Annotated in this window: 20 protein-coding genes; 9 read left to right on the top strand and 11 right to left on the bottom strand. The window is 54.7% G+C overall.

The window, feature by feature from the left end; all coding sequences use genetic code 11:
* Window positions 1-554: 554 nt before the first annotated feature.
* Window positions 555-1,346 (top strand): inositol monophosphatase family protein, encoded by a 792-nt coding sequence (locus AC2FI9_RS21520; RefSeq protein ID WP_377189705.1) that lies wholly within the window; start codon window positions 555-557, stop codon window positions 1,344-1,346.
* Window positions 1,347-1,349: 3 nt separating this feature from the next.
* On the opposite strand, the gene AC2FI9_RS21515 is transcribed toward AC2FI9_RS21520, so the two are convergent.
* The 4 genes from AC2FI9_RS21515 to AC2FI9_RS21500 are packed head-to-tail and all read right to left on the bottom strand — an operon-like array spanning window position 1,350 to window position 6,226.
* Entirely contained in the window at window positions 1,350-1,916 is a 567-nt protein-coding gene (locus AC2FI9_RS21515) for a histidine phosphatase family protein (protein WP_496770615.1), read from the bottom strand.
* Window positions 1,917-2,987 carry an ABC transporter ATP-binding protein gene (locus AC2FI9_RS21510; RefSeq protein ID WP_377189699.1) on the bottom strand — a complete coding sequence of 357 codons (1,071 nt, stop codon included), beginning with the start codon at window positions 2,985-2,987 and terminating at the stop codon, window positions 1,917-1,919.
* The gene (locus AC2FI9_RS21505) at window positions 2,984-5,200 is read right to left on the bottom strand and encodes an ABC transporter permease (protein WP_496770612.1); all 2,217 of its coding nucleotides are present in this window, start codon (window positions 5,198-5,200) and stop codon (window positions 2,984-2,986) included. Before AC2FI9_RS21505 ends, AC2FI9_RS21510 begins: the two co-directional genes overlap by 4 nt.
* Complete coding sequence (locus AC2FI9_RS21500; RefSeq protein WP_377189693.1) at window positions 5,201-6,226, bottom strand: ABC transporter substrate-binding protein; 1,026 nt, start codon at window positions 6,224-6,226, stop codon at window positions 5,201-5,203.
* A gap of 128 nt (window positions 6,227-6,354) precedes the next feature.
* On the opposite strand from AC2FI9_RS21500, the gene AC2FI9_RS21495 reads away from it, so the two are divergent.
* The 7 genes from AC2FI9_RS21495 to AC2FI9_RS21465 all read left to right on the top strand — a co-directional run bounded on the left by AC2FI9_RS21495 (window position 6,355) and on the right by AC2FI9_RS21465 (window position 11,811).
* Window positions 6,355-6,483: a hypothetical protein gene (locus AC2FI9_RS21495; RefSeq protein WP_496770610.1), complete on the top strand. Its 129-nt coding sequence runs from the start codon at window positions 6,355-6,357 to the stop codon at window positions 6,481-6,483.
* 94 nt (window positions 6,484-6,577) lie between these two features.
* Entirely contained in the window at window positions 6,578-7,387 is an 810-nt protein-coding gene (locus tag AC2FI9_RS21490; RefSeq protein ID WP_496770607.1) for a DeoR/GlpR family DNA-binding transcription regulator, read from the top strand.
* Between the two features lie 59 nt (window positions 7,388-7,446).
* Complete coding sequence (gene phnD / locus AC2FI9_RS21485; protein WP_299987282.1) at window positions 7,447-8,421, top strand: phosphate/phosphite/phosphonate ABC transporter substrate-binding protein; 975 nt, start codon at window positions 7,447-7,449, stop codon at window positions 8,419-8,421.
* 60 nt (window positions 8,422-8,481) lie between these two features.
* Window positions 8,482-9,282: a phosphonate ABC transporter ATP-binding protein gene (gene phnC / locus AC2FI9_RS21480; RefSeq protein WP_496770605.1), complete on the top strand. Its 801-nt coding sequence runs from the start codon at window positions 8,482-8,484 to the stop codon at window positions 9,280-9,282.
* Window positions 9,279-10,094, top strand: a complete 816-nt coding sequence (gene phnE, locus AC2FI9_RS21475) for a phosphonate ABC transporter, permease protein PhnE (protein ID WP_299987288.1) — start codon at window positions 9,279-9,281, stop codon at window positions 10,092-10,094. The genes phnC and phnE (AC2FI9_RS21475) overlap by 4 nt, the downstream gene beginning before the upstream one ends.
* The gene (gene phnE, locus AC2FI9_RS21470) at window positions 10,094-10,909 is read left to right on the top strand and encodes a phosphonate ABC transporter, permease protein PhnE (RefSeq protein WP_377189683.1); all 816 of its coding nucleotides are present in this window, start codon (window positions 10,094-10,096) and stop codon (window positions 10,907-10,909) included. The genes phnE (AC2FI9_RS21475) and phnE (AC2FI9_RS21470) overlap by 1 nt, the downstream gene beginning before the upstream one ends.
* Complete coding sequence (locus AC2FI9_RS21465; RefSeq protein WP_496770602.1) at window positions 10,906-11,811, top strand: HAD-IIA family hydrolase; 906 nt, start codon at window positions 10,906-10,908, stop codon at window positions 11,809-11,811. The genes phnE (AC2FI9_RS21470) and AC2FI9_RS21465 overlap by 4 nt, the downstream gene beginning before the upstream one ends.
* 126 nt (window positions 11,812-11,937) lie before the next feature.
* Here the strand turns inward: AC2FI9_RS21465 and AC2FI9_RS21460 are convergent, their stop codons facing one another.
* The 7 genes from AC2FI9_RS21460 to AC2FI9_RS21430 form a co-directional block, all read right to left on the bottom strand.
* Entirely contained in the window at window positions 11,938-12,333 is a 396-nt protein-coding gene (locus AC2FI9_RS21460; RefSeq protein ID WP_496770620.1) for a transposase, read from the bottom strand.
* A 250-nt stretch (window positions 12,334-12,583) separates the two neighbouring features.
* Window positions 12,584-13,519 (bottom strand): helix-turn-helix domain-containing protein, encoded by a 936-nt coding sequence (locus AC2FI9_RS21455; RefSeq protein ID WP_377189674.1) that lies wholly within the window; start codon window positions 13,517-13,519, stop codon window positions 12,584-12,586.
* A gap of 769 nt (window positions 13,520-14,288) precedes the next feature.
* Complete coding sequence (locus AC2FI9_RS21450; RefSeq protein ID WP_496770599.1) at window positions 14,289-15,683, bottom strand: alpha/beta fold hydrolase; 1,395 nt, start codon at window positions 15,681-15,683, stop codon at window positions 14,289-14,291.
* A 658-nt stretch (window positions 15,684-16,341) separates the two neighbouring features.
* Window positions 16,342-16,944 (bottom strand): amino acid synthesis family protein, encoded by a 603-nt coding sequence (locus tag AC2FI9_RS21445; RefSeq protein WP_496770597.1) that lies wholly within the window; start codon window positions 16,942-16,944, stop codon window positions 16,342-16,344.
* A gap of 13 nt (window positions 16,945-16,957) precedes the next feature.
* Complete coding sequence (locus AC2FI9_RS21440) at window positions 16,958-19,057, bottom strand: CoA transferase (RefSeq protein ID WP_282119694.1); 2,100 nt, start codon at window positions 19,055-19,057, stop codon at window positions 16,958-16,960.
* Window positions 19,054-19,854 carry an alpha/beta fold hydrolase gene (locus AC2FI9_RS21435; protein WP_496707697.1) on the bottom strand — a complete coding sequence of 267 codons (801 nt, stop codon included), beginning with the start codon at window positions 19,852-19,854 and terminating at the stop codon, window positions 19,054-19,056. Before AC2FI9_RS21435 ends, AC2FI9_RS21440 begins: the two co-directional genes overlap by 4 nt.
* Window positions 19,847-20,245, bottom strand: a complete 399-nt coding sequence (locus AC2FI9_RS21430) for a RidA family protein (protein WP_282119696.1) — start codon at window positions 20,243-20,245, stop codon at window positions 19,847-19,849. Before AC2FI9_RS21430 ends, AC2FI9_RS21435 begins: the two co-directional genes overlap by 8 nt.
* Window positions 20,246-20,387: 142 nt before the next feature.
* Between AC2FI9_RS21430 and AC2FI9_RS21425 the strand changes: the two genes are divergently transcribed.
* The gene (locus AC2FI9_RS21425; RefSeq protein WP_496770595.1) at window positions 20,388-21,869 is read left to right on the top strand and encodes an aldehyde dehydrogenase; all 1,482 of its coding nucleotides are present in this window, start codon (window positions 20,388-20,390) and stop codon (window positions 21,867-21,869) included.

Genomic DNA, 21,869 nt, shown 5'->3' with positions numbered 1-21,869 from the left:
TGGCGGTTACGATGAGCCAGAAACCCTCTCTTATCAAATCTACTTAAACTGTCCCATTGGTGCTGACGTCAGACAGCACCTAGTAGAAAAGCGTTCTTAGCAACACTTGTACGGGCTGAAGCAAGAAGACGCATTTCCCGCTTCAGTAAAAATTTTCCGCAAAGCAGTCGTTCAAGCAAGTTGCAGCGAATGACTGCACTGAGGCCTTTGTGACAGATGCTGCGGCATACACATTTTGGCAGTAACGGCGGGAAGCTGACATTCGCGGTGAATGCGAACCAATGAGGGCGCTGGCAAGAAAGCCGACATTCAGATGGTGAATAATTCGGAATCTACGCTGCACCATCGTAAGTCGGCCCTGAGCCCGAATGCGTGCAAAAATTAGCTAATGATTGACTTGCTGTTTTTTGCGGAGGAGTTCATCAACACTAAAATTTTTAGGTTTGCGGCACCGAAACGGCTCCCGAAAACAATCGAAATGACTCTTTGATTGATAGGCATTCGATTAGCTTGCATTGTTGCATGGCAGCTCTTTATTCGGAAAAGGACCACCCATGTCTCGACTTTCAGAACGCAGAGATTTTGCCATCGAAGTTTGCGAGGAGGCTGGGGTAATTGCCGAAGAGTATTTCGCGGATCGAGGTAATCTTGTCGTTGATCAAAAAGGTGCTCAGGACTGGGTGAGCGAGGCGGACAAGAATGTTGAAACCTTTATTCGTCAGAGGATTGCAAAGGCGTGGCCCAATGATGGAATTCTCGGTGAAGAGCACGGGGCTACTGTTGGTAAAAGCGGTTTTGACTGGGTGATTGACCCAATTGATGGGACAACGAATTTCGTCAACGGCATACCTGCATGGACTATTGTTCTGGCTAGTGTCACGGAAGGACATACTGAGGTCGGTGTGATACGTGATCCAAATGTGGATGAGACCTTTGTAGCGATGCGCGGAGAAGGTGCGACGCTTAACGGATCCCCAATGCGCGTTGCGTCAGGGGTGGCGCTGCGGGACGGAACAGTCGCCGTGGGGTATTCGAACCGGATTAAGACCCGGCATGTTTTACCTATTGTCGAGAACTTAATCGAGCACGGGGCTATGTTTCACAGAAACGCCAGTGGAGCGTTATCATTGGCCTACGTCGCTGCTGGGCGACTCTTGGGATACGTGGAAGAACACATGAATGCCTGGGATTGTCTGGCTGGGCAATTGCTGGTCTCGGAAGCGGGTGGCATTGTTGAGGATCAGAACGCCGATGTGATGATCCGCGAAGGTGGGCGCGTAATCGTGGGTACACCAGATGTGTTCGAGACCTTGGTTGAAATCGCAGAGAACGCTTGGAACGACTAACGTTTATGCCAACGAAACCCAACCTGAATAGGGTTTGAGCGTCAATATATCTGCCTGCCAGAAATGGCCTTGTGATGGCTGATCGTGCTTGCGGTCTATCGAACAATCCGAGAGTGCGCACCACAGCAATGTGCCGACCGCCCCATGTGTCACGATTGCAATATCTCCGGCGTCGTGCATTTGGATAATCTCGGTGATTGTCCGATGAATGCGTTTCTGCGCCTCGACAGCTGTTTCCCAACCGCTATAGCTAACTTCCGGCTGGGCAAAGAAGGCATCAGCCGCTGCCTCGAAATCGTCTCGAGGCAAATAGCCGGTTGCGCTGCGGTCGTTTTCACCGAGACCCAAGTGACAATTCACGGGCAGCGTTTGTGGTGCAGCAAGAATCTCACCCGTTTCGCGGGCCTTTCGCTCGTTACTGGTCCAAATCTGCGTGACATTCGACAACGCCTCGCAGGAAGCAAATTCAGTCGCGCGTTTACGGCCCGTCACACTCAGGCCCCAATCTGTTATCTGGATGGCCGGATCGATAGAGACTTCGGGGTGTGTGATGATCGTGAGATTCGGCATTTAGTCAGGCAAAAGCACGGGCCCTTTGTCAGCAAAACCCATCATGATTTCAGTGCCGGGTTCTAGCGGTGCGTCGACATCATCTTGAACGGCAAAAACCTGACCGAATGCACCTTTCAATGTATATTCCATCCGAACGCCAACATAGGTCGCCTTGGCCACTGTGGCTGGAATACCTTGATCTGAACCGATCACCAAACGTGAGGGTCGCACGGCGATGGTTGCCGGTCCTTCGGACAGACCGCGACGTGGCAGCGTGTGGCGATAGCCTTCGACTTCGATGGTTGCCATGCCGCCATCAATATCTACGATTTGGCAGCTCAGTAGGTTTGCCTCACCGATGAAATCGGCAACAAACCGGTCATTTGGGGCATCGTAAAGCTGGCGCGGTGTACCCATCTGAGCGATCGCTGCATTGCGCATAACAACAATCTCATCCGAGACCGCCAGTGCCTCTTCCTGATCGTGTGTGACGTAAACAACTGTCAAGCCAAGGTCTTGCTGTATCGCCCGAATATCCTCACGCACCTGACGGCGAAGCTTGGCGTCGAGGTTGGACAGCGGCTCGTCGAACAGCAGAACTTGCGGCTCAAGCACCAGTGCGCGTGCGACGGCAACACGTTGTTGCTGGCCGCCGGATAGCTCTGAGGGAAGGCGGTTGTCAAACCCCTGTAGGCCAACCAACTCCAAGCCATACAAGGCACGACTGCGCGCTTCATCCTTCGCAAAGCCCGAGAATGTGAGGCCATACTTCACGTTCTCTAACACGCTCATATGAGGGAACAGCGCGTAAGACTGAAACACCATAGATACATCGCGGTCGGTGGCTGGGAGTTTGGTCACGTCCCGATCACCGATCAAGACCTTGCCCGAACTTGCCATCTCCAACCCTGCAATCATGCGCAGTGTCGTTGTTTTTCCGCAGCCTGACGGACCAAGCAGCGTAACGAGCTTTCCTGCGTCTACGTGGAGGTTGATGTTATCGACGGCGACCACATCCTTGCCGAACACTTTCGACACGTTCTCAAACCGTACCGGGGCGGCCTTGGAACCGATTTTGGTGTCGGTCATGGCGATGTCTCCGTTCCGTGCTGCGTGCGTCGACCAATCTGGACCCGGCCAACGAGAAGTTGCAATAAGCCGACCGCCGCGAGCATCACGAAGATCAGCGTCGTCGAATAGGCGATAGCAAGGCCATAGTCGTTATTCTCGACCCGACCGATAATATAGCTGGTTGCCATGTCATACTCCGCGCTGACCAGAAAGATGACGGCCGAGATTGCAGTCATGGCACGTACAAAGCTGTAGACAAGCGCAGCAAGTATCGCAGGGCGCAACAGCGGGAGGATGACACTGCGGAACGTCTGCCATGAGTTTGCGCCAAGGGTCAGCGAGGATTCATCAAGGCTGCGGTCCAGCTGCGACATGCTCGCGATGCCGGCGCGAACGCCAACCGGCATATTGCGGAAGATGAAGCTGACAACGAGGATGACACCTGTGCCAGTGATTTCGATTGGCGGAACGTTGAAGGCAAGGATGTAGCTAACGCCGATGACCGTGCCGGGGATGGCGAAGGACAACATTGTTCCGAATTCGAAAGCGTTCTTGCCTGCAAAGCTTTGCCTGGTCAGCAGATAGGCCGTTACCAGCCCAACGGCGGCAGTCAATGGTGCAGCAATGGCCGCGATCGTGATGGTCGTCCAGAAACTGTCCCAGGCGGCTCCGGTCCAGCGAATTTCCTCTTCTTCAAAGCGGACTGAGAATGCAGTGATGTAGTGCTTGATCGTCAGCGAATTATCGACCCCCCACAGCTCAACTACACTGCCGTAGATGATCATCGCATAGACAATAATTGTGAATAATGCCCAGCCAAAGGCGATGAGCAGTACAGGCACCGAAAGGCCGGTTGGCATCAGCGGATGCACGCCCGCATCGCCTTTGCCGGTGACTGTTGTGTAGCTCTTCTTTCCCAACCAGACGCGCTGCGCGTAAAAGGCGGAAAGGGTAAAGAACAGCAGCACCATTGCCAGAACCGCAGCGCGCCCTTGATCGTATTGAGCGCCGACGATGGCAAAGAATATCTCGGTCGACAGCACGTCGAAATTCCCACCCAAAACAAGCGGGTTGCCGAAGTCGGCCATGCTTTCGATGAAGCCCAGAAGAAAGGCATTGGCAAGACCGGGCCGCATCAGGGGCAAGGAAACCGTCTTGAACGTCTGCCATCTGCTGGCCCGCAGGGTCTGGGCCGCTTCCTCCATCGAGGGAGAGACGCCTTCAACCACGCCAATCAGCACGAGAAACGCAATCGGCGTGAACGCGAGTGTCTGCGCGATCAGGATGCCTGGCATTCCGTAAAGCCACCGCGTCGGCTGTGTGCCGAGTAATTCGGCAAAGAACCGGGTGACAGAGCCGGACAGTCCAAAAAGAAGGATGAGCGCGAGGCCGATCACGAACGGTGGAGTGATTATCGGGAGAACGGTCAAAGCCCGTAACGCGCGTTTGTAGCGGAAACCCGAGCGCGTCACGACCAACGCGAAGCATAGGCCGAGGATCGTTGTGATGAAGCCAACGAGGATGGCCAGGAAAAGTGAGTTCCAGGCCGCACCGCATCGGGCACCTTGAAAACACCCCAGTCCCCACAACCGGTCGTCGAAGAACTTCGAGAAGAAAACCGCAATGGAATAAGCGCCGTCTTCGGTGATGAAAGCAGCGAAAAGCATCTTGGCGATGGGGAAAAAGACAAAAGCGGTGACGATGGTAATCACACCGCCAATAGCGCTTACGACGAAGACATCACCATTAATGGCACCCCTCGCCGCGATACCTTGAGTGAGCAGGAACAGAAAGCTCGAGGCGCAGATCATTGCGCCGTAGCCCATGCCGAACTGACGGTCGCCAAAGTCGCCAATCATCGTTTCCAACCAGTCGAAGTTGAATCCTCTGATGCCAATGCTGAAACCCTGAACGATCAACCAGCCGAAGCCGAGCGCTCCGGAGAGTACCAGAATGCGGGCATAAATCGGGTCAGATTTGGCGCGTTTCAACACCAAAAGCGGTAGGGCGAGAGCGATCAGGAGTGGAGCGAGCCATAGTTTCTCACCTTGTCCAATCAGAAAAGCTGCAGGGGCATAATCCTCATCGAATGGGTAGCCGTCCAAGAGCCATTCGAACGACCACAGGCCGCCGTCGACCATGTACCAGGGCAGCAGGCAGAATCCGACCCACCCGGCGATGATCCAGAAGATCAGGACCGGATGGGTCGTTTTTGATGTAGTGTCAGTCATTTACTGCGGCAGAACCGAAACCTCTTCGTCCCATTTCTGCAGCAAACGCTTCCGTTCGTCTGATGAACCATATTTTTTGAAGTCATAGTCAATCAGCTTGATCTGATTCATATCAGGTGCGCTTTCTGAGGTCTCCGAACCCTTGTTCGATGGCACCTGAAACGCATTGACCTGAAGGGCAAGATTCTGAGCTTCAGGCGACAGGGCCCAGTCATAGAACTTCTTCGCCTCTTCTTCGTTGCGGGCGCCGTCGATGATCGACATTGAGCCAATTTCGTACCCCGTGCCCTCGCATGGTGCGACGACCTTGATCGGGAACCCCGACACGGCCTGCTTTACGGCGTCATGCATGAAGACGATACCAATCGTGTTCTCGCCACGACCGGCGGCCTTGATCGGCGCAGAGCCGGACTTGGTATACTGGTTGATGTTCGAATGCAGGCCTTTCATGAACTCAAAGCCTTCATCCTCACCAAAGATCTGCACCATTGAGGCCAGCGTTGTATAGGCCGTCCCTGAAGAGTTCGGGTTCGCCATCTGAACGTGTCCCTTGTATTCGGGCTTCAAAAGATCCTTCCAACAGGCAGGTTCGGGCAAGTTGTTTGCAGCGACAAGGTCGGCATTGTAGCCATACCCAAGCGCGCCTGAGTAAATGCCGATCGTCTTGTTGCCCGCGCTTTCAGCCTGGGATATCGCCCAATCGTGAAGCTGGTCGCGCATCGGCGATACGTATTCCATCGTCAGGCCTTCTTCGGCGGCCTGCAGATGCGGGTCGCCCGTACCACCCCACCAAACGTCACCTTTCGGGTTCGAGCTTTCGGCACGGATTTGTGCAAATGTCTCGCCCGAGGACTTTCGGGTCATGTTCACGTCGATGCCAGTTGCATCTTCGAAGCTACGTGCCATCAGCTGACACCAATCCTCTTGAGCTGAGCAATAGAAAGTCAGCTTTTCAGCATGCGCCGCGGACAAAGACGCGGCCAAGGCAATCAGAGATCCGACGGCAGTGGATGTTAGTTTCTTCATTATTTTTCCTCCCTTAGGGTTAAATTCGCCCGGGTTTCCCGGTTCTTTTTTGCCCTTCCTCATGCAGCCTTACGAATTTTCTTTTAGATAGTTGGGGCTTCCTGATTATCTGTCAAAACCTTTGGAAAATGCGTCAGGATTTTTTTGCAACCACCAACTTCACCAAGAGAAAACCAACGATGCGCCCGGTCTTTCATTTTGAAATTGATCAGCCTGCGTATATTGCCCTGTCCCGTGAAATCTTTGATGTCATGTGAATTTTCACTACGAAATGAGGATTATGCAACAAAAATTATTGCAAAATGCCCGAAACCCCACAAAATTGAGTTCTGAAAATATTCGAGTCGTTGAATGTCCAAAACCAAAACGCGCGGTAAGAAATCTGAAAAAAGTCCTGGTCGGGTAAAAAAGTCCGACAGACGCCAGCAAATCCTGCTGGAATTGAAACTACGCCCGCACGTTCGCATCAACGAGTTGGCACAGCGTTTCAACGTTTCGAATGAGACCGTTCGCCGGGATTTTGAAGCCCTGTCCAATGAAGGCCTGATCGCGCGTGCGCACGGTGGGGCATCAGCCCCAGTGCAAGGGCATTATCCAAGTCTGGAAGAACGGACCGGCGCACAGATCGAAGAGCGCGAACGGATAGGAATCAGCGCGGCCGAGCTTGTTCAGGACGGTGAAACGGTCATGGTCGATTCCGGCTCGACGACTGTCGAGATGGCACGCGCGCTGGCATTTCTCGATATCCATTGTACGGTGATCACGAATTCAATCCCCGTGGCGATGACCCTTGGCCATGGTGCTGCCCAGGTCTTATTGTGCCCCGGAGAATACCTGGCAACTGAATCTGCAACGATCGGAACCGAGACACTGGAATTCCTGTCTCGTTTCAACGTTGACAGGTGCATGATCGGTTCCTCGGGTTTCTCAGTAGAAGGCCCGTCAGAGACGGTAAGGGGCTTTGCGGCGATCAAGAGGATGATGCTGGCGCGTGCTGCGAAACGCCATCTTCTTATCGATTCCGGGAAATTTGAGCGCAAGGGTCTGTCTCAAGTAGGCGATCTTGCCGAATTGGATTCCATAGTCACCGACACAAAACCAACCGGGGAACTGCTCGATGCAATAGGTGGTGCCGAGGTCGATATTCTCGTTGCCGGTTGAGAACGAAAAGGAATGACTAACTGCGGCTGATTAAGGCCGCACATAACTGGGAGGAAAACATGAAGATCAACATCAAACTATTGGTTGGGGCATCTGCAATTGCGCTACTGTCGCTTTCGGGGACAGCCTCGGCGCAGGATTGTCCGCGCGGTGACTTGGACGAGCGTTTTTGTGACTCCGACGGAGATTTGATCGCGGATATCCCAACAGATCCCTCCGAGCAAATAGACCCTGACACCTTGATTTTTGCATATACACCAGTCGAAGACCCCGCCGTTTACAAAACCGCATGGTCAGACTTTCTTGAGCATTTGAAGGCGGAAACCGGCAAGGACGTCGTCTTTTTCCCGGTTCAGAACAACGCAGCTCAGATCGAAGCGATGCGTTCGGGGCGTCTGCATATTGCGGGCTTCAACACTGGTTCCAACCCTTTGGCTGTAAACTGCGCCGGGTTCCGGCCGTTCACGATCATGGCCTCGAAAGACGGTAATTTTGGCTATGAGATGGAAATCATTACCTTTCCTGGTTCGGGAATCGAAAAGGTTGAGGACATCAAAGGCAAGCAACTGGCCTTTACCTCCCCCACATCCAACTCAGGTTTCAAAGCGCCATCAGCAATTTTGAAGAGCGACTTTGATTTGCTGCCGGAGCGTGATTTCGAACCTGTCTACTCGGGTAAACACGACAACTCGATCTTGGGCGTGGCCAACAAGGATTACTTGGCGGCTTCGATTGCCAACTCGGTAAAGTCGCGGATGATTTTGCGCGACGTGATCAACGAAGATGATGTTGTTACGATCTATAAATCGCAGACTTTCCCGACCACTGGGTTTGGCACCGTTTACAACCTGACGCCCGAGCTGCAGGAGACAATCCGCAATGCCTTCTTCAGCTTCGACTGGGAGGGCACGACACTTGAAGCTGAGTTTTCGAAATCGAACGAAGGCCAGTTCCTTGAGATGACCTATCAGGAATTCTGGGATGTCATTCGTAAAATTGACGCAGCAAATGGCGTCTCCTACGCCTGCCAGTGACCTTTGGCCAATACTGCGGGCCCGAAAGGGCCCGTTATTCAACCTAATCTGGGGCATTTTATGCTGCGTCTTCAAAAGCTGACGAAAACATACAAGACCGGAGATCAGGCGCTGAAGGCCATCGATCTTGAGGTGCCCAAAGGACAGGTGCTTGCATTGATTGGGCCCTCGGGTGCGGGCAAATCGACCATGATCCGGTGCATTAACCGGTTGGTTGAACCCACAAGCGGTGGTGTCCTTTTGGATGATGTGGACCTGACCAAACTCGGATCGGGCGCTTTACGTAAAGCGCGCCGTGAAATGGGCATGATCTTTCAGGAATATGCCTTGGTCGAACGTCTCACGGTGATGGAAAACGTATTGTCGGGACGGCTGGGATATGTGGGATTCTGGCGCAGTTTCCTGCGGCGATATCCGCAGTCGGACGTCGACGAGGCTTTCCGCCTGCTTGATCGGGTGGGGTTGTTGCACATGGCTGACAAACGAGCGGATGAACTGTCGGGTGGTCAACGCCAAAGGGTCGGCATTTGCCGCGCATTGATTCAAAACCCGAAACTGCTGCTGGTCGATGAGCCAACTGCCTCGCTGGACCCCAAAACCAGCCGTCAAATCATGCGCCTCATAACAGAATTATGTCAGGAGCGAGGGTTGGCGGCCATTATCAACATCCATGATGTGGCTCTCGCCCAAATGTTTGTTCCGCGAGTCGTCGGCCTTCGCTTTGGTGAGATTGTGTATGACGGCCTTCCAACAGGTCTTACCCCAGAAAAGCTGACCGAGATCTACGGCGAGGAAGATTGGGAAGCGAGCATCGAAAAAGTGGACGAAGATGAAGATGAAGATGTCGAGGCCGCAGAATGAGCCATCGAGAACTGGACGACATGCTCGGAAAAGGCTGGCGTAAACCTGCCTTTGTCAAAAACCCTTTGCTCCGCTGGGCATTGTTCCTTGGGTTTTTTGCCTACCTGATCGCCGCCTATATGACCATCGAAGTTGATTGGGGTCGTGTCTATGAAGGACTGGATCGGGGGTGGGCATTTGTACTTGCGTTTACCAGCCCGGACTTCGTTTCGCGGTGGTCAGACATTTGGAGCGGTCTGCTGGAGAGTATCATTATGACCGTGGCTGCGTCGGTCGTGGGCATCCTGATTTCGATCCCGATAGGGTTGGGCGCGGCACGCAACATCGCCCCTTTGCCAATCTACATGATTTGCCGGGGCATTGTTGCCATCAGTCGAGCCTTGCAAGAAATCATCGTGGCCATTTTGCTGGTGGCTATCTTCGGTTTTGGTCCGCTGGCCGGATTTCTGACCCTTTCCTTCGCCACCATTGGATTTCTCTCAAAACTTTTGGCCGAAGACATCGAAGCGATGGACAAGGTTCAGGCCGAGGCAATCAAGGCCTCTGGCGCGCGTTGGCCGCAATGGATCAACTATGGCGTTCAGCCACAGGTTATGCCGCGACTTGTGGGCCTTTCCATGTACAGGATCGACATCAATTTCCGAGAAAGCGCAATTCTTGGCCTGGTGGGCGCCGGCGGAATTGGTGCGACGTTGAACACTGCGTTCGATCGATATGAGTACGACACAGCAGCAGCCATTCTCATCCTGATCATCGGGATCGTCATGGCACTTGAATACCTTTCGGGAATTATCCGCGCGAGGGTTCAATAATGCCGGTTCTTAAACAAAACGATACTCAGATCTGGCGCCGACGGACGACGGGTCAAAGTCTTGTTCGCTGGTTTGGCTGGCTTTTGGGTGTGGCTGTCTTTGTTTATTGCTGGCAATTCATCTCGGAATCGACGACCTGGTTTTTCGTCTGGGATGCACCCCGCATTGCCAACGATATCTGGACCCGCGCAACGCCTCCCAAATGGGACTACATCACACAGCTGGGCCGCCCGATTTGGGACACACTGAACATCGCCACCCTGGGTACAATCATCGCCTTGTGCATGGCAGTGCCGGTTGCCTTCTTGGCCGCGCGCAATACCACGCCGTCGACATTGTTCATCCGCCCTGTTGCTTTGTTGGTCATTGTCTCGACTCGCTCTATCAACTCGCTGATCTGGGCCCTTCTATTGATCGCAATTATTGGCCCAGGCGTCTTTGCGGGTGTTATTGCAATTGCAATCCGTTCTATTGGTTTCTGCGCAAAGCTTCTGTACGAGGCCATAGAGGAAATTGATCACGCTCAGGTCGAAGCGATCACGGCGACTGGTGCGTCGCGCTGGCAAATCATGGCTTACGGGATCGTTCCGCAGATATTGCCTGCATTTGCCGGCATTGCCGTTTTTCGTTGGGACATCAATATTCGCGAGTCAACGGTTCTGGGCCTAGTTGGTGCCGGAGGCATAGGGTTACAGCTGTCAGCTTCGCTCAACGTGCTGGCCTGGCCGCAAGTCAGCCTCATCCTGATTATAATTCTCGTTGCGGTTTTGATTAGCGAATGGGTCTCGGCAAAGGTTCGAGGGGCGATCATTTGACCGGGTTCTCTGCGCAGGACGCTTTCGATGCCTATGAGGCTGTACGCCACCGACTTCCCGAAGCTAGACCTACTGAAGTGAAGTATCGTCAGGTTGAAACGCTTGATGACATAGCTCATGAGTTCGACGTGTTCCTCCTCGACGCATTCGGGGTTCTCAATATAGGTGATACGGCAATCCCGGATACACCGGATCGGGTCAGGTCACTGAAAGCCGCCGGCAAACATGTTTTGGTCGTTTCAAATGCTGCTGGGTTTCCTCACACAACTCTGTTGGAAAAATATTCCAGGCTTGGTTATGACTTTGCGCCCCGAGACGTGATCACCAGCCGGGCGACGTTGCTATCAGAAGTAAACGGTCAAAGTGGGTTGCATTGGGGCTTGATGGCGACCCCCAGCGCCGGTCTTCGCGATTTGGAGGGGTTGAAACTATCCTATCTGGAGGATGACCCAGAACCCTACGGAACTGTCGACGGATTCCTGATGATCGGGTCAGCGGTTTGGACTGAAACGCGTCAAGCCATGTTGGAGACCGCCTTGCTAGAGCGTCCCCGCCCGGTAATGGTCGGAAACCCAGATATTGTTGCTCCTCGCGAGTACGGATTTTCCAAAGAGCCCGGTCTTTTTGCGCACCGGCTGGCAGACCGAACGGGTGTCGCCCCTCAGTTCTTTGGAAAGCCTTTCGGCAACATCTATGATCTCGCTTTCCAACGCCTCGGGCACATCGACAAGTCCCGAATTCTGATGGTTGGCGACAGCCTGCACACTGACGTTCTGGGCGCATCCAGCGCAGGCATAGATTCGGCACTCATCTCAGGATATGGATTCTTCGCAGGGCATGATGTTGAAGCAGCGATCAAGAAGGCGGGGATAGTACCAAACTTTATAGTAGGCCGGCCTTGAGTTTAGAGCATTCATTTTCGATAGATTTTCCGTTCAACTCGAATGTCCTGTAAGCCCGCATAGTGTTGAATAAGTCGACCTTGGAGCTGCCGATGGGCGAAGCCCAAAGCAGCTGGTCCGTTCCTCTCAGCCTGTTGGTTCTGGTTGCGGAACCAGTTTTGCGAGTTTCCGAAGGTTTTGGGCCGTGGCTGCGAGTTGGAACTGTTCATATGCGCCCTTGGGTCCTCTCAGCCGCATCATCGACACGCCTATGTATCGCTTTAGATGTGCAAACAGCATCTCGACTTTCCGCCTCTGAATGAACGACGTCATGTAGGCGTCGGTTTTTCGGATATCGCGGGCAACGTCGCGAGCCGCTTCGTGGACGGATCGCATCACGCGTCGCCCCGGATCACCTGGGCAGCATTGCGGTTTGAGCGGGCATACATCGCAGTCGTGTTTTGAGGCGCGGTATCGGATGAAACCATCTTTGCCGCCGTTGGGCTTTCGTGGTTTTGAGAAGTTCCGGCGATATGTCCGCAGTTCCTTGTTACCGGGACATGTGTAGCTGTCAGTTGCTGGATCGTAGACGAAGTCTTCACGAGAGAACGTGCCGTTCCTTTCGATTTATCCCAAACCGGGATGTGTGGGGCGACGCCACGTTCCTCCACCAGCCAGCCCAGCATCTCAGCTGAACCGTAGCCGGTATCGCCGGCGAGCTTTTCCGGGGTCATGTCAACCACCGAGGCAGCGTTGCCATGTTTGACGATATATTTGAGGCCCTGACCCGCAATTAAATTAGAAAAGCTTGGGTGTAGGCTTGGCGCAGCATTGGACTGCGCCGACCGAAAAGCGAAGCGGACACCGCCGAGCCAGGCAATTCCCATACTCCATATTCCGGCCCAAGCCGGTAGTCGCCAAGACGGGTCATTCCCAGGTCCTGACACACCTGAGCCCCACCTGGCGAACAGCTAATAGAGCCGAGTCCATGCAGAACAATATCGCGACGAGCCAATTGTTCTAGGTAGGTTACAAAGGACGACAACAACAAAGGCGCAGCACTTTCGTGACCACGGCTAACAATTAAGGCAGGGCAATAGCCGAAGTATGTGCCCGGCAGGATAGGCTGTCGTACTCGCTCGACGGATAGATTTGATTCACGCAGTCTACACGCACGAAATTCGGCTTCATCTTCAGGGAATAGCAATAGCAGAGCCCATTTTGCGACCATCCGACCATCCCTGATAACCATTTGCCAATGATCGTCGTAGGTTTGATAGATCGGCAGGAAAACTCTCTCATCGGCGGCCAGCTCCTCGGGTAATCGACCCAATTCCGTGTCCGCGGTTGAGATCATGTGGCAGATCGCCTCCCGGTATGACCCGTTAAAATGCCTGTCCACCAGCGCATCGTCCAGCAATTGGTACTTTGTATCGACAAAATTACCCTGTCGTGCCTCCCAATCCAGCCGACAAGCTAGTATCTCGTCAATGCTCCACCCCAACCTTTCCGACAATCTGCTCTCCAGGTCGCCTCGAATGAACGACAGCGAGCGTTCATATTTGCCGATTGCATCTACACTTACATCTAACAACGCTGCCAATACCTCTTGTGTGATGCGACCGTGGGTGCCGTTGTCGGAACGCCAGCGGCGTAGCTTTTCAGCAAACAGAGAAGGTTGAACTGGCATACAGACCCACAAACGTTGGAGGACTTCGTGATTTAACATGCCTGTTGAGGTCTATTGTGCCAAGAGACTTACGGATGACTTACGGGTAATCCGTATCATGTCAGTGGTTGGTTAGAGATGAGGTGAGCAGGGTCGATCCATATCAATTACAAATGGAACCCTACCAATGTCTCGACGTATCTCCTCGCTTCCAGGGGCAACAGAACTTCTGTTTCCCTGGTTCTGGCCAAGAAAAGACAATCATAAACCCGAACCGCATTTCGACGATGGCCAACACAATCGTTAAGGCTATGAACCTGGCCCTGCAGCCAGGCCCCGCCGATGGTTTTCATTCGACCGTTCAAATTGGCTCTGAACCAGTAGCGAACTCAAATTTAATTGCGCAATCTATGAGTTCGACGAGTCGTTGGCTTTGCGCCTGCGGCGAATGTCTGGAATGACGGGCCGCAACGCGGCATCGCGATAAAGGAACCAAGGTCCGGTAAGGGCCGAAAGCGCCAGTTGGGCTGAACAGTGCGAACGGCAGAAAAGTCCGCGTTGCAGACATTCGCGACAACTTGCTTGAACGTCTACTTTCGCGGGAAGCTGCATCGGATGTGGGGCGATTAAATCACGGTGCGCATCCCAAACCCGATGATCCGCATTCTATCCATGAACAAAGACCACCGACTCTCCCTCGACGTCTTGGGCGTAGGAGAGCCTGACTGCATTTATCGCAACTCTGTGTTCCATTAATCTGGCGAAGTACTCTTGTTGCATTTGTTTTGAGAGAAATAGCGCCAGACCCGAAGGCACTTGGAGCAATAATTCAGCTGTGTTCAGCCAAGAAAGCCAAGGCGTCCCTCTCAAAACGCGGCCATTCCGGGTCGTTGTCAGGGATGGTATGGTTCGAGCTTTCGTAGGCGATGAACTTCGCGTTGGGTAATCCTTTTGCAAACAACCGTCCTTGTTCGACCGGCTGCATCCTGTCACTCGTCCCATGACAAACAAGGCACGGCACTTCGACCTCGGACAATATCGGTGTGATATCGATGTTATCAATCACGCCGCGATACCGCCCCATGTTTTCGGGTGAAATCATCTTGCGCATATCTTCGGCATATTGCCGCCGTTCTTCTTGGCTCGCGCCCGGCACGATGATTTGCGCCATTAAATCACGCAGAGACGGATAATCATCATCCCACCCGGCAGTCATCATTTGCTTAATTGCGTTGGCGCGTTCCACATCTTTTTGCGACGTTCTTTTTGCCCGACCAATAGGGAACCCACCTATCATTACGATCGCAGACACACGGTCAGGTCGGCGCGCTGCGAAGGCAGCTGCCACTGCGGACCCCTGCGATATCGCAAGGATCGGCGCGCGTTTGATACCCGCTGCGTCGAAAACGGTTTCCAAGTCATCAACGAACCGTTCGAACGTGCAAGTTTCTGCATCCCAGTCGGATAGACCGTTGAGCCTGGCATCAAAACGGACCAAACGATGTCGTTGAGCGATGGAAGTGTAAATTGGAGCTTTCCCCGGATTGCGCCAGTCAAGTTCCAAGTGTCCAATCCAACTTGGCGCCTTTACGACCGGAGGACCGTCCCCAACTGAGCTCCAGGCCAGACTAATGTTGTCGTTAGTTTTGCAATAACGAATTTCCTGTGTTTTGGCGAAGTTAGCGCGCGATTTGGACACATGTTCATCGGTGAAGTTGATCGACAAAACTTCGATCGGCTGTTCAATGCCTTTGAACGTGTGAAGCCCTTCTCGGCGCAAACGTTTGGCATAGTCCGCTCCGGCAAGATCACAAAGTACCTTTGAGACCAGAATGCCCCCGGGTTCAGCTGCCGATTGGAGCCGCGTAGCGATGTTGACGCCGTCTCCGAAGATATCGTCGCCATCGACGGTGACGTCGCCGACATGCAAACCCGCTCTAAGCTGGATACGTTCCGGAACCAAATAGGGATGGTCTGGCTCTCTTAGCTCGGTTTGGATCGCAATTGCCGCTTCTAGGGCGTTTCCTGCTGACGGAAATTCAATCAATGCTCCGTCGCCCAACAGTTTGACCACCCGGCCAGATTTTTGCTCAACGATCGGCGTTACCAAATCGCGGTACAAGGTGTTCAGTGTTTTGAGAAGTAGCTTGGAGCCGCCCTGCATCATCCGACTGAAGCCGACGACATCGAGAGACACAATTGCAGCAAGACGACGTTGACTCATGGTTACTTCCCGCAAGTTGGCTCGAAAACACTACCACGTTCATAGACTGTTAGAACCGGCAACATGCCTAATAACTATAAACGTGCAGTGGAATGATCGGTAACTAAGATTTCGAATTGACCAAAGACCGTGGAAGCGATCATTAAAAAGGTATGCCTATCCGTTTTCTCAGGGAACGGCGGGTTTGTCCGCATACCGGTCGTTTGCTGCAACTTGCTTGAATGTCCACTGTGCGGACGAAGCTGCCGGATGCTGTCGCCGCAAACATCGCGCCTCCTCACCAACAAAATCACCGGAGAGTTCGCGGCACTGCAGCGCGATTTCCCGAAAGCGGACGTTCAAGTCTACCAAATCGGGGCAACTCAAAATCGGTCGTTCGCTGCGCGAGTATCGAGCGTCTGAGTTGCGGACAGACCTGCCGTTAAGTTTTTCGCTCTCAATGACCGCTTCATGTGCTTTGCACCCGCAGCGAAAAGCACGTCGGGCTAAAGTGGCCTTTCGCTGCGAGGGCGATGGGCAACTATCGAGCCACCGAAGCCGACGTTCGCCTTTTTATTCATAGCTTGGGAAATTCCCACTAGGGTAGTCCAAACCCACCTCTATAGTTTGGGCGAGGTCATTGCACGCCTTGGTTTGATCGCGTGCAGATCGCGTCTGCTCAAACACCGGCAGGGTTCTCTACGTCGCGCCCCAAGGCTGCAAGATCAGAATATCGATCTCCGATACGATGATGTGGACGTCCTCGGGTCGCGGCCCCCAATGCGACGACAAGTTCATTCACATCAGGTGCGTCATAGATGGAAAACTGAACGGTCAGATAATGCGAGCGCCGACCCGTATCATGTTTGTCCATCAACGGGATCTGGATCTGGGTGTTTGCCGGTCCGCGCGTGTTAGTGAAACCAAGATAGCTTTTGGCATCAACGGCCTCGCGGTAGAAATTGCCAAACTGCAAAGTGTGGATCAGCGCCGAAGCGTGCTCCACTTCGCAGCTGGTTCCGGCGATGCAGGCTTTTCCGTAGGCCTCTATTGCGTCGCCCGAACCTGCCAATGTAATCAGGCGATCGGTCAGTATTTTGCCCAGAACGGGAGCCATGCGCTGGATCTCTGGCTGCAGGTCTTCGACGAACCCACGCCCCGCCCAGGGGTTTTCCACTACGGCTGCCACTCCGATCATGCGCAAGACAGGGTCAGAGGCACGTCCGCCTTCGGTATGGATGTCTTCGTCAAATGTAATGACTTTGCGCAGTTCGGGTATCATGGGAATTCTCCTGTCAGATGTGATATTTGTGATTTCCGGACAGTCTGTGCACAACGCCTTCGACTTCGGTTCCCTGATATATGCCGAAGGTGCCATGCCGGTGCTCTTGCGCGTATCTGCGCAAGAGAGAACGCTCGGCATCGTCGGACACCCGCGACAGTGGCAAGATATCAAGGGAGAAAAACGTCAACCCGGTATCGGCATCGCCCTGCACGCGCGCGTGATAGACGATGCGTTGCGCACCCGTTTCCGTGACCTGATAGACAGCATAAAGTTGCGTCAATTCTGCCTTCATCAATTCATCGCCCAGAGCCTTGAGTAAGGCCTGTGTCGAGGACGCGGATGGCAGCGTCACACTTCCGTCAGCCTCTTCTTTCAGCAGCAACCCGCCTTCGTGTGCCAAAACAGCCGCGATTGTCACATCACCTTTGGTTGCTGCTTCGGTCACCGCACGGTCCAACCCAAGATCAAAGTATGCGCCCTTGTAGTACCCCAGAGGATCCCCATCGGATGTCTCGAAGTCGAGCACACAACCAATAAGGATCAGATGATCCCCTGCATCCACCAGCCTATGTTGCGCGCAGCCAAAGCTGGCAAGGGCACCATCGATAACGGGCATGTCTTGCGCATTGGGATGCCATTTGACGCTGTTGAACTTCTCTGGCGACTGCGAGGCAAAGAGGCCCGAAACCTCCTTTTGATCATCTGCCAGAATGTTGACCGTGAAATGATCACAGGTTGCGAATGTGTCGCAGGAAAGTGCAGCCTTGCCGATGCAGACCAGCAAGAGTGGTGGGTCGAGCGAGACAGAAGAGAAGGAATTTGCCGTAAAGCCACGCGGCGTGCCGTCAGACTGGCGGGTCGTGACAACCGTGACCCCCGTGGCGAAACGCCCAAAGGCGTCGCGCAGGGTGCGCTTGGTTTCCGGTGCCATGGGTGATGAGGTTGGCGTCAGGGTCTCAAGCACGTCATTGTCCGCCCCCAGAGCGGGTGGCGGGTTCAATGTCCCATGCCCGTGCGCGCCAAAGCGCAGCGGGTTGGCGGCAACCGTCCAGGGCCTCGTTTCAGCATCCGGGCCGTGCACCTGTGTGAGCATTTTACGAGCCTCGATATGGGGGTCGCGGGCAATGTCCTGAATGGTGTTTAATGGGCCAAAGGGAACCTCACCGCCCAGTGTTTTGGTCAGCTCAGCTTTGCTCAGCTTTGAGAACCAGCCTGAGACCAGGCGGTCAACCTCACCCGCGTGGGCAGCCCGTGCGCTGCGCGAGGCAAACCGGGGATCAGTACCAAGGGCAGGCTTCCCCATCAGCTCAGTCAAACGGCGCCAAAACGCATCGTCGACGATGCCAAGCGCCACGTGCCCGTCCGCTGCCGGGTACAATCCGAACGGGCTGAGAAAGGGGTGCCCGTTGCCTTCGGGCCCCGGCACCTTGTCGGTGTAATCATGAAGGTAGACCATGCGCTCGCACAAAGAGATCATGGCGTCGTACATGGCCACGTCGACGAACTGTCCTTTGCCGGTTGCTTCCGCCTCGCGCAAGGCGGCCATGATGCCAAAAGCCATCATCATGCCGGTGAAGATGTCGCCGACGCCGGGGCCGGTCTTGGTGGGGCTGTCGGCGTTCGGCCCGGTGATGGACATCAATCCGCCCATAGCTTGCGCTACCACGTCATAGGACGGCCAGTGCGCATATGGGCTTGTCCCTGTGCGCGGATCGCCAAATCCTCTGATTGCCGCATAGACGATTCTTGGGTTCAGCTCGGCGAGTGTTTCATAAGAAAGGCCCAGGCGATCCATCACGCCGGGCCGAAAGTTTTCGACAATGACATCCGCAGTGGCGGCAAGCGCGCGAAACTGGTTCTTTCCCCCATCTGATTTCAGGTCCAGTTGGATGCTCTTCTTGCCGCGGTTCAAACTGACGAAGTAACCGGCCCAGTTGTGATCGGGATCATCGTCGCGGAATGGGCCATTGCCACGGCTCGTATCGCCCGTACCCGCTTCGATCTTGATCACCTCTGCACCGTGATCCGCAAGGTGCATGGTGCAGTAAGGGCCGGATAACATGCGGCTCAGATCCAGCACGCGCAGACCTTTCAGGATTTGTGTGCTCATATGGCCATTTCCAGACCATCAAGAAAGCCGCGCAGGGGGGCGTTCACGGCGTCGGGGTTTTCGGCCAGCGCCATGTGACGGAGACCCGAAAGGATAACAGCCTTTGATTGCTCAATCTCTGCGGCTATGGCGCGGGTCATTTCGGGGCCGTTGCCATAGTCTTCGTCGCCGGTGATCACCAGTACAGGACAGCTGATGGGCGGCGTTGGGGCCACGATTTCGTCGATGCCATCCGCCAATACACGATAGATCGTGTGATAAATGCTAATGTCGTTTGCCTTTACCCAGCCGCGCACGGTGTCCATCATTGCCGGGTTGGCCTGTCGGAAATTTGCCGTAAACCAGCGTTCCAACGCGGCCTCCACAGTGGCTTGTGGTCCGTCTCGGCGGGCTTGATCGACACGTTTTAGAATAGCAGCCTGAGCCGCATCGGTGCGTTTGTGGGGTGAGTGCAGGATTGCCAGTGCGTCCGCCCTGGCCGGACGGTCCTGCGCAAACCGACGCGCGATCATGCCGCCAAGGGAAAACCCCACCAAGGTCGCTGAGCGGACATCACAGTGATCCAGTAGGGCCGCCAGTTGATCCGAAAACAGCGATAGACTCGGCCTCGCGGGCGGCGGTGTACTTTGTCCATGTCCGAAAAGGTCATAGTGCAGCACGCGGTATTGATCACTCAGCGCGGGGGTCGTCCACTGCCAACAGTCATGGTTCAGACCCAGGCCGTGGATCATCACCACGACCGGCCCAACCCCAGGCCCAGCCCAGCTGTAGGCAGTACCATCAGGCGCCTTAAGCATCGTCTAACGGGCGGTAGGCGACCACCTCGACCTCTACCCGGACATCGACCAGCAGATCGCTGACCACCGCCGACCGAGTGGGCGGTTCTATTGGAAAGTACTCCCCGTAGACCGCATTGAAACCGGGAAAGTCGCTGCGATCCCGCAACCAAACCATCGCTTTGATCACATCATCGCGGGTGCAGTCCGCCAGCGCCAGCGTGGCGGTGATGTCATCCAGCACGGCGCGGGTTTGCTCCTTTACCGTGCCGGTGGTCATAGGCGCGCCATCTTTCATGGGGATTTGCCCGGTCAGATACACAAAATCACCCGCCCGTATGGCACGCGACAGGGATAAGACCCGCCCGCCAATTTCAAGCGGGCCGCCAATCACTTGCTTTTTCTTCGCCATAAATACGGCCTCCCTTGCGGCAAGCCTGCCTTGATCCATCAAAAGCGCTTTCAGATTTTTCGACAACCTTTGTCGTAATTTCGTGCACATGTGACGCAAAAGCGGAGATGAATGAGAGGGTAACAGAGGGGGGATGCAGGCCATGGGTGAAATCACCAACTACCAAATGCTGATCGACGGACAGTGGTGTGATGCAGAGGACGGCGGCACCTTTGACAGCGTGAACCCCGCTGATGGCAACGTCTGGAGCCGTGTGCCCGAAGCGACCGAGGCTGACGTGAACCGTGCAGTTGAGGCCGCACATGCCGCATTCACAACCGGACCCTGGGCAGGCATGACGCCGACGCAACGGGGCAAGTGCCTGCGCAAGCTGGGCGATCTGCTGGCGGAACATTCAGAAGCATTGGGGCGCACGGAATCCATTGATACCGGCAAGATGCTAAAGGAGACCCGCTGGCAGGCGACGTATATCGCCGAGTTCTTTCACTTCTTTGCAGGCTGTGCCGACAAGGTCAGCGGCGAAACACTGCCCATCGACAAACCCGACATGTTCGTCTTCACGAGGCGTGAACCCCTTGGGGTGGTGGCTGCCGTGGTGCCGTGGAATTCGCAACTGTTTCTGGTGGCCGTCAAGATTGGCCCGGCGCTTGCGGCTGGCAATACCGTCGTGCTGAAAGCCTCTGAACATGCCAGTGCGGCGATGCTGGAGTTTGGTAAGCTGATTGAAGAGGCGGGCATTCCCCCCGGCGTCGTCAACATCATCACCGGCCATGGGGAGCCCTGCGGCCGTGCGCTCACAGGTCATCCGCTCGTGGCCCGTGTGTCCTTTACCGGAGGGCCAAATGCCGCGCGGCATGTGCTGGAGAACGTCAAACGAAATTTTGCCGAAGTGTCGTTGGAATTGGGGGGCAAATCCCCGTTCATCGTCTTTGACGATGCCAATATCGAAAGCGCTGTAAACGCCTCTATCGCGGGCATCTTTGGCGCCACGGGGCAAAGCTGTGTGGCTGGGTCACGGCTTTACCTGCACGAAGACATTGCCGATCAATTCCTTGAGCAGATGACCGCGCTGGCCCGCCAGATCGTGATTGGGGACCCGCTGGCGGATGAGACCCAGATGGGGCCATTGTGCACCACCGGACAGTTAGAGCATATCCAACGAGAAGTGGCGCATGCCCAAACAGAAGGCGGCAAAGTGCTGGTCGGCGGCAAGCAGCCAAAGGGGATGTCTGGCCTGTTCTATGAACCCACGATCATCGAAGTCCCTCGTCAGGATCTGCGCATTGTCGACACTGAATTGTTTGGCCCGGTTCTGTCGGTGCAGCGGTTCAAAACCGAGGAAGAGGTGCTCGCATTGGCCAATGATAGCGAACATGGGCTGGCAGCAGGTATCTTTACCCGCGACAGCGCGCGCTCCCTGCGCATGGCGGCGGCAGTGCGTGCCGGTATCGTCTGGGTGAACACCTATCGGGTGGTGTCTCCGATTGCGGAGTTCGGGGGCAACAAAGGATCGGGATATGGCCGCGAAAGCGGGTTCCAGGCGATCTACGACTATACCCGCCCAAAGACGATCTGGATGAACACGTCTGATGAACCGATGGCCAATCCGTTTGTAATGCGTTGA

Source organism: Ruegeria sp. CDSA246 (assembly GCF_059611225.1).
This window is presented reverse-complemented; position numbering and strand designations above follow the sequence as displayed.

What these genes read in the sequence shown, in the direction of transcription:
- AC2FI9_RS21515 (WP_496770615.1), bottom strand. Translation starts at nt 1,916, where the DNA reads ATGCCGAATCTCACGATCATCACACACCCCGAAGTCTCTATCGATCCG.
- AC2FI9_RS21505 (WP_496770612.1), bottom strand. Translation starts at nt 5,200, where the DNA reads ATGACTGACACTACATCAAAAACGACCCATCCGGTCCTGATCTTCTGG.
- phnD (WP_299987282.1), top strand. Translation starts at nt 7,447, where the DNA reads ATGAAGATCAACATCAAACTATTGGTTGGGGCATCTGCAATTGCGCTA.
- AC2FI9_RS21425 (WP_496770595.1), top strand. Translation starts at nt 20,388, where the DNA reads ATGGGTGAAATCACCAACTACCAAATGCTGATCGACGGACAGTGGTGT.
- AC2FI9_RS21430 (WP_282119696.1), bottom strand. Translation starts at nt 20,245, where the DNA reads ATGGCGAAGAAAAAGCAAGTGATTGGCGGCCCGCTTGAAATTGGCGGG.
- phnC (WP_496770605.1), top strand. Translation starts at nt 8,482, where the DNA reads ATGCTGCGTCTTCAAAAGCTGACGAAAACATACAAGACCGGAGATCAG.
- AC2FI9_RS21500 (WP_377189693.1), bottom strand. Translation starts at nt 6,226, where the DNA reads ATGAAGAAACTAACATCCACTGCCGTCGGATCTCTGATTGCCTTGGCC.
- AC2FI9_RS21490 (WP_496770607.1), top strand. Translation starts at nt 6,578, where the DNA reads ATGTCCAAAACCAAAACGCGCGGTAAGAAATCTGAAAAAAGTCCTGGT.
- AC2FI9_RS21510 (WP_377189699.1), bottom strand. Translation starts at nt 2,987, where the DNA reads ATGACCGACACCAAAATCGGTTCCAAGGCCGCCCCGGTACGGTTTGAG.
- AC2FI9_RS21455 (WP_377189674.1), bottom strand. Translation starts at nt 13,519, where the DNA reads ATGTTAAATCACGAAGTCCTCCAACGTTTGTGGGTCTGTATGCCAGTT.
- AC2FI9_RS21435 (WP_496707697.1), bottom strand. Translation starts at nt 19,854, where the DNA reads ATGCTTAAGGCGCCTGATGGTACTGCCTACAGCTGGGCTGGGCCTGGG.
- AC2FI9_RS21440 (WP_282119694.1), bottom strand. Translation starts at nt 19,057, where the DNA reads ATGAGCACACAAATCCTGAAAGGTCTGCGCGTGCTGGATCTGAGCCGC.
- AC2FI9_RS21520 (WP_377189705.1), top strand. Translation starts at nt 555, where the DNA reads ATGTCTCGACTTTCAGAACGCAGAGATTTTGCCATCGAAGTTTGCGAG.
- phnE (WP_299987288.1), top strand. Translation starts at nt 9,279, where the DNA reads ATGAGCCATCGAGAACTGGACGACATGCTCGGAAAAGGCTGGCGTAAA.
- AC2FI9_RS21495 (WP_496770610.1), top strand. Translation starts at nt 6,355, where the DNA reads ATGCGTCAGGATTTTTTTGCAACCACCAACTTCACCAAGAGAAAACCA.
- phnE (WP_377189683.1), top strand. Translation starts at nt 10,094, where the DNA reads ATGCCGGTTCTTAAACAAAACGATACTCAGATCTGGCGCCGACGGACG.
- AC2FI9_RS21450 (WP_496770599.1), bottom strand. Translation starts at nt 15,683, where the DNA reads ATGAGTCAACGTCGTCTTGCTGCAATTGTGTCTCTCGATGTCGTCGGC.
- AC2FI9_RS21445 (WP_496770597.1), bottom strand. Translation starts at nt 16,944, where the DNA reads ATGATACCCGAACTGCGCAAAGTCATTACATTTGACGAAGACATCCAT.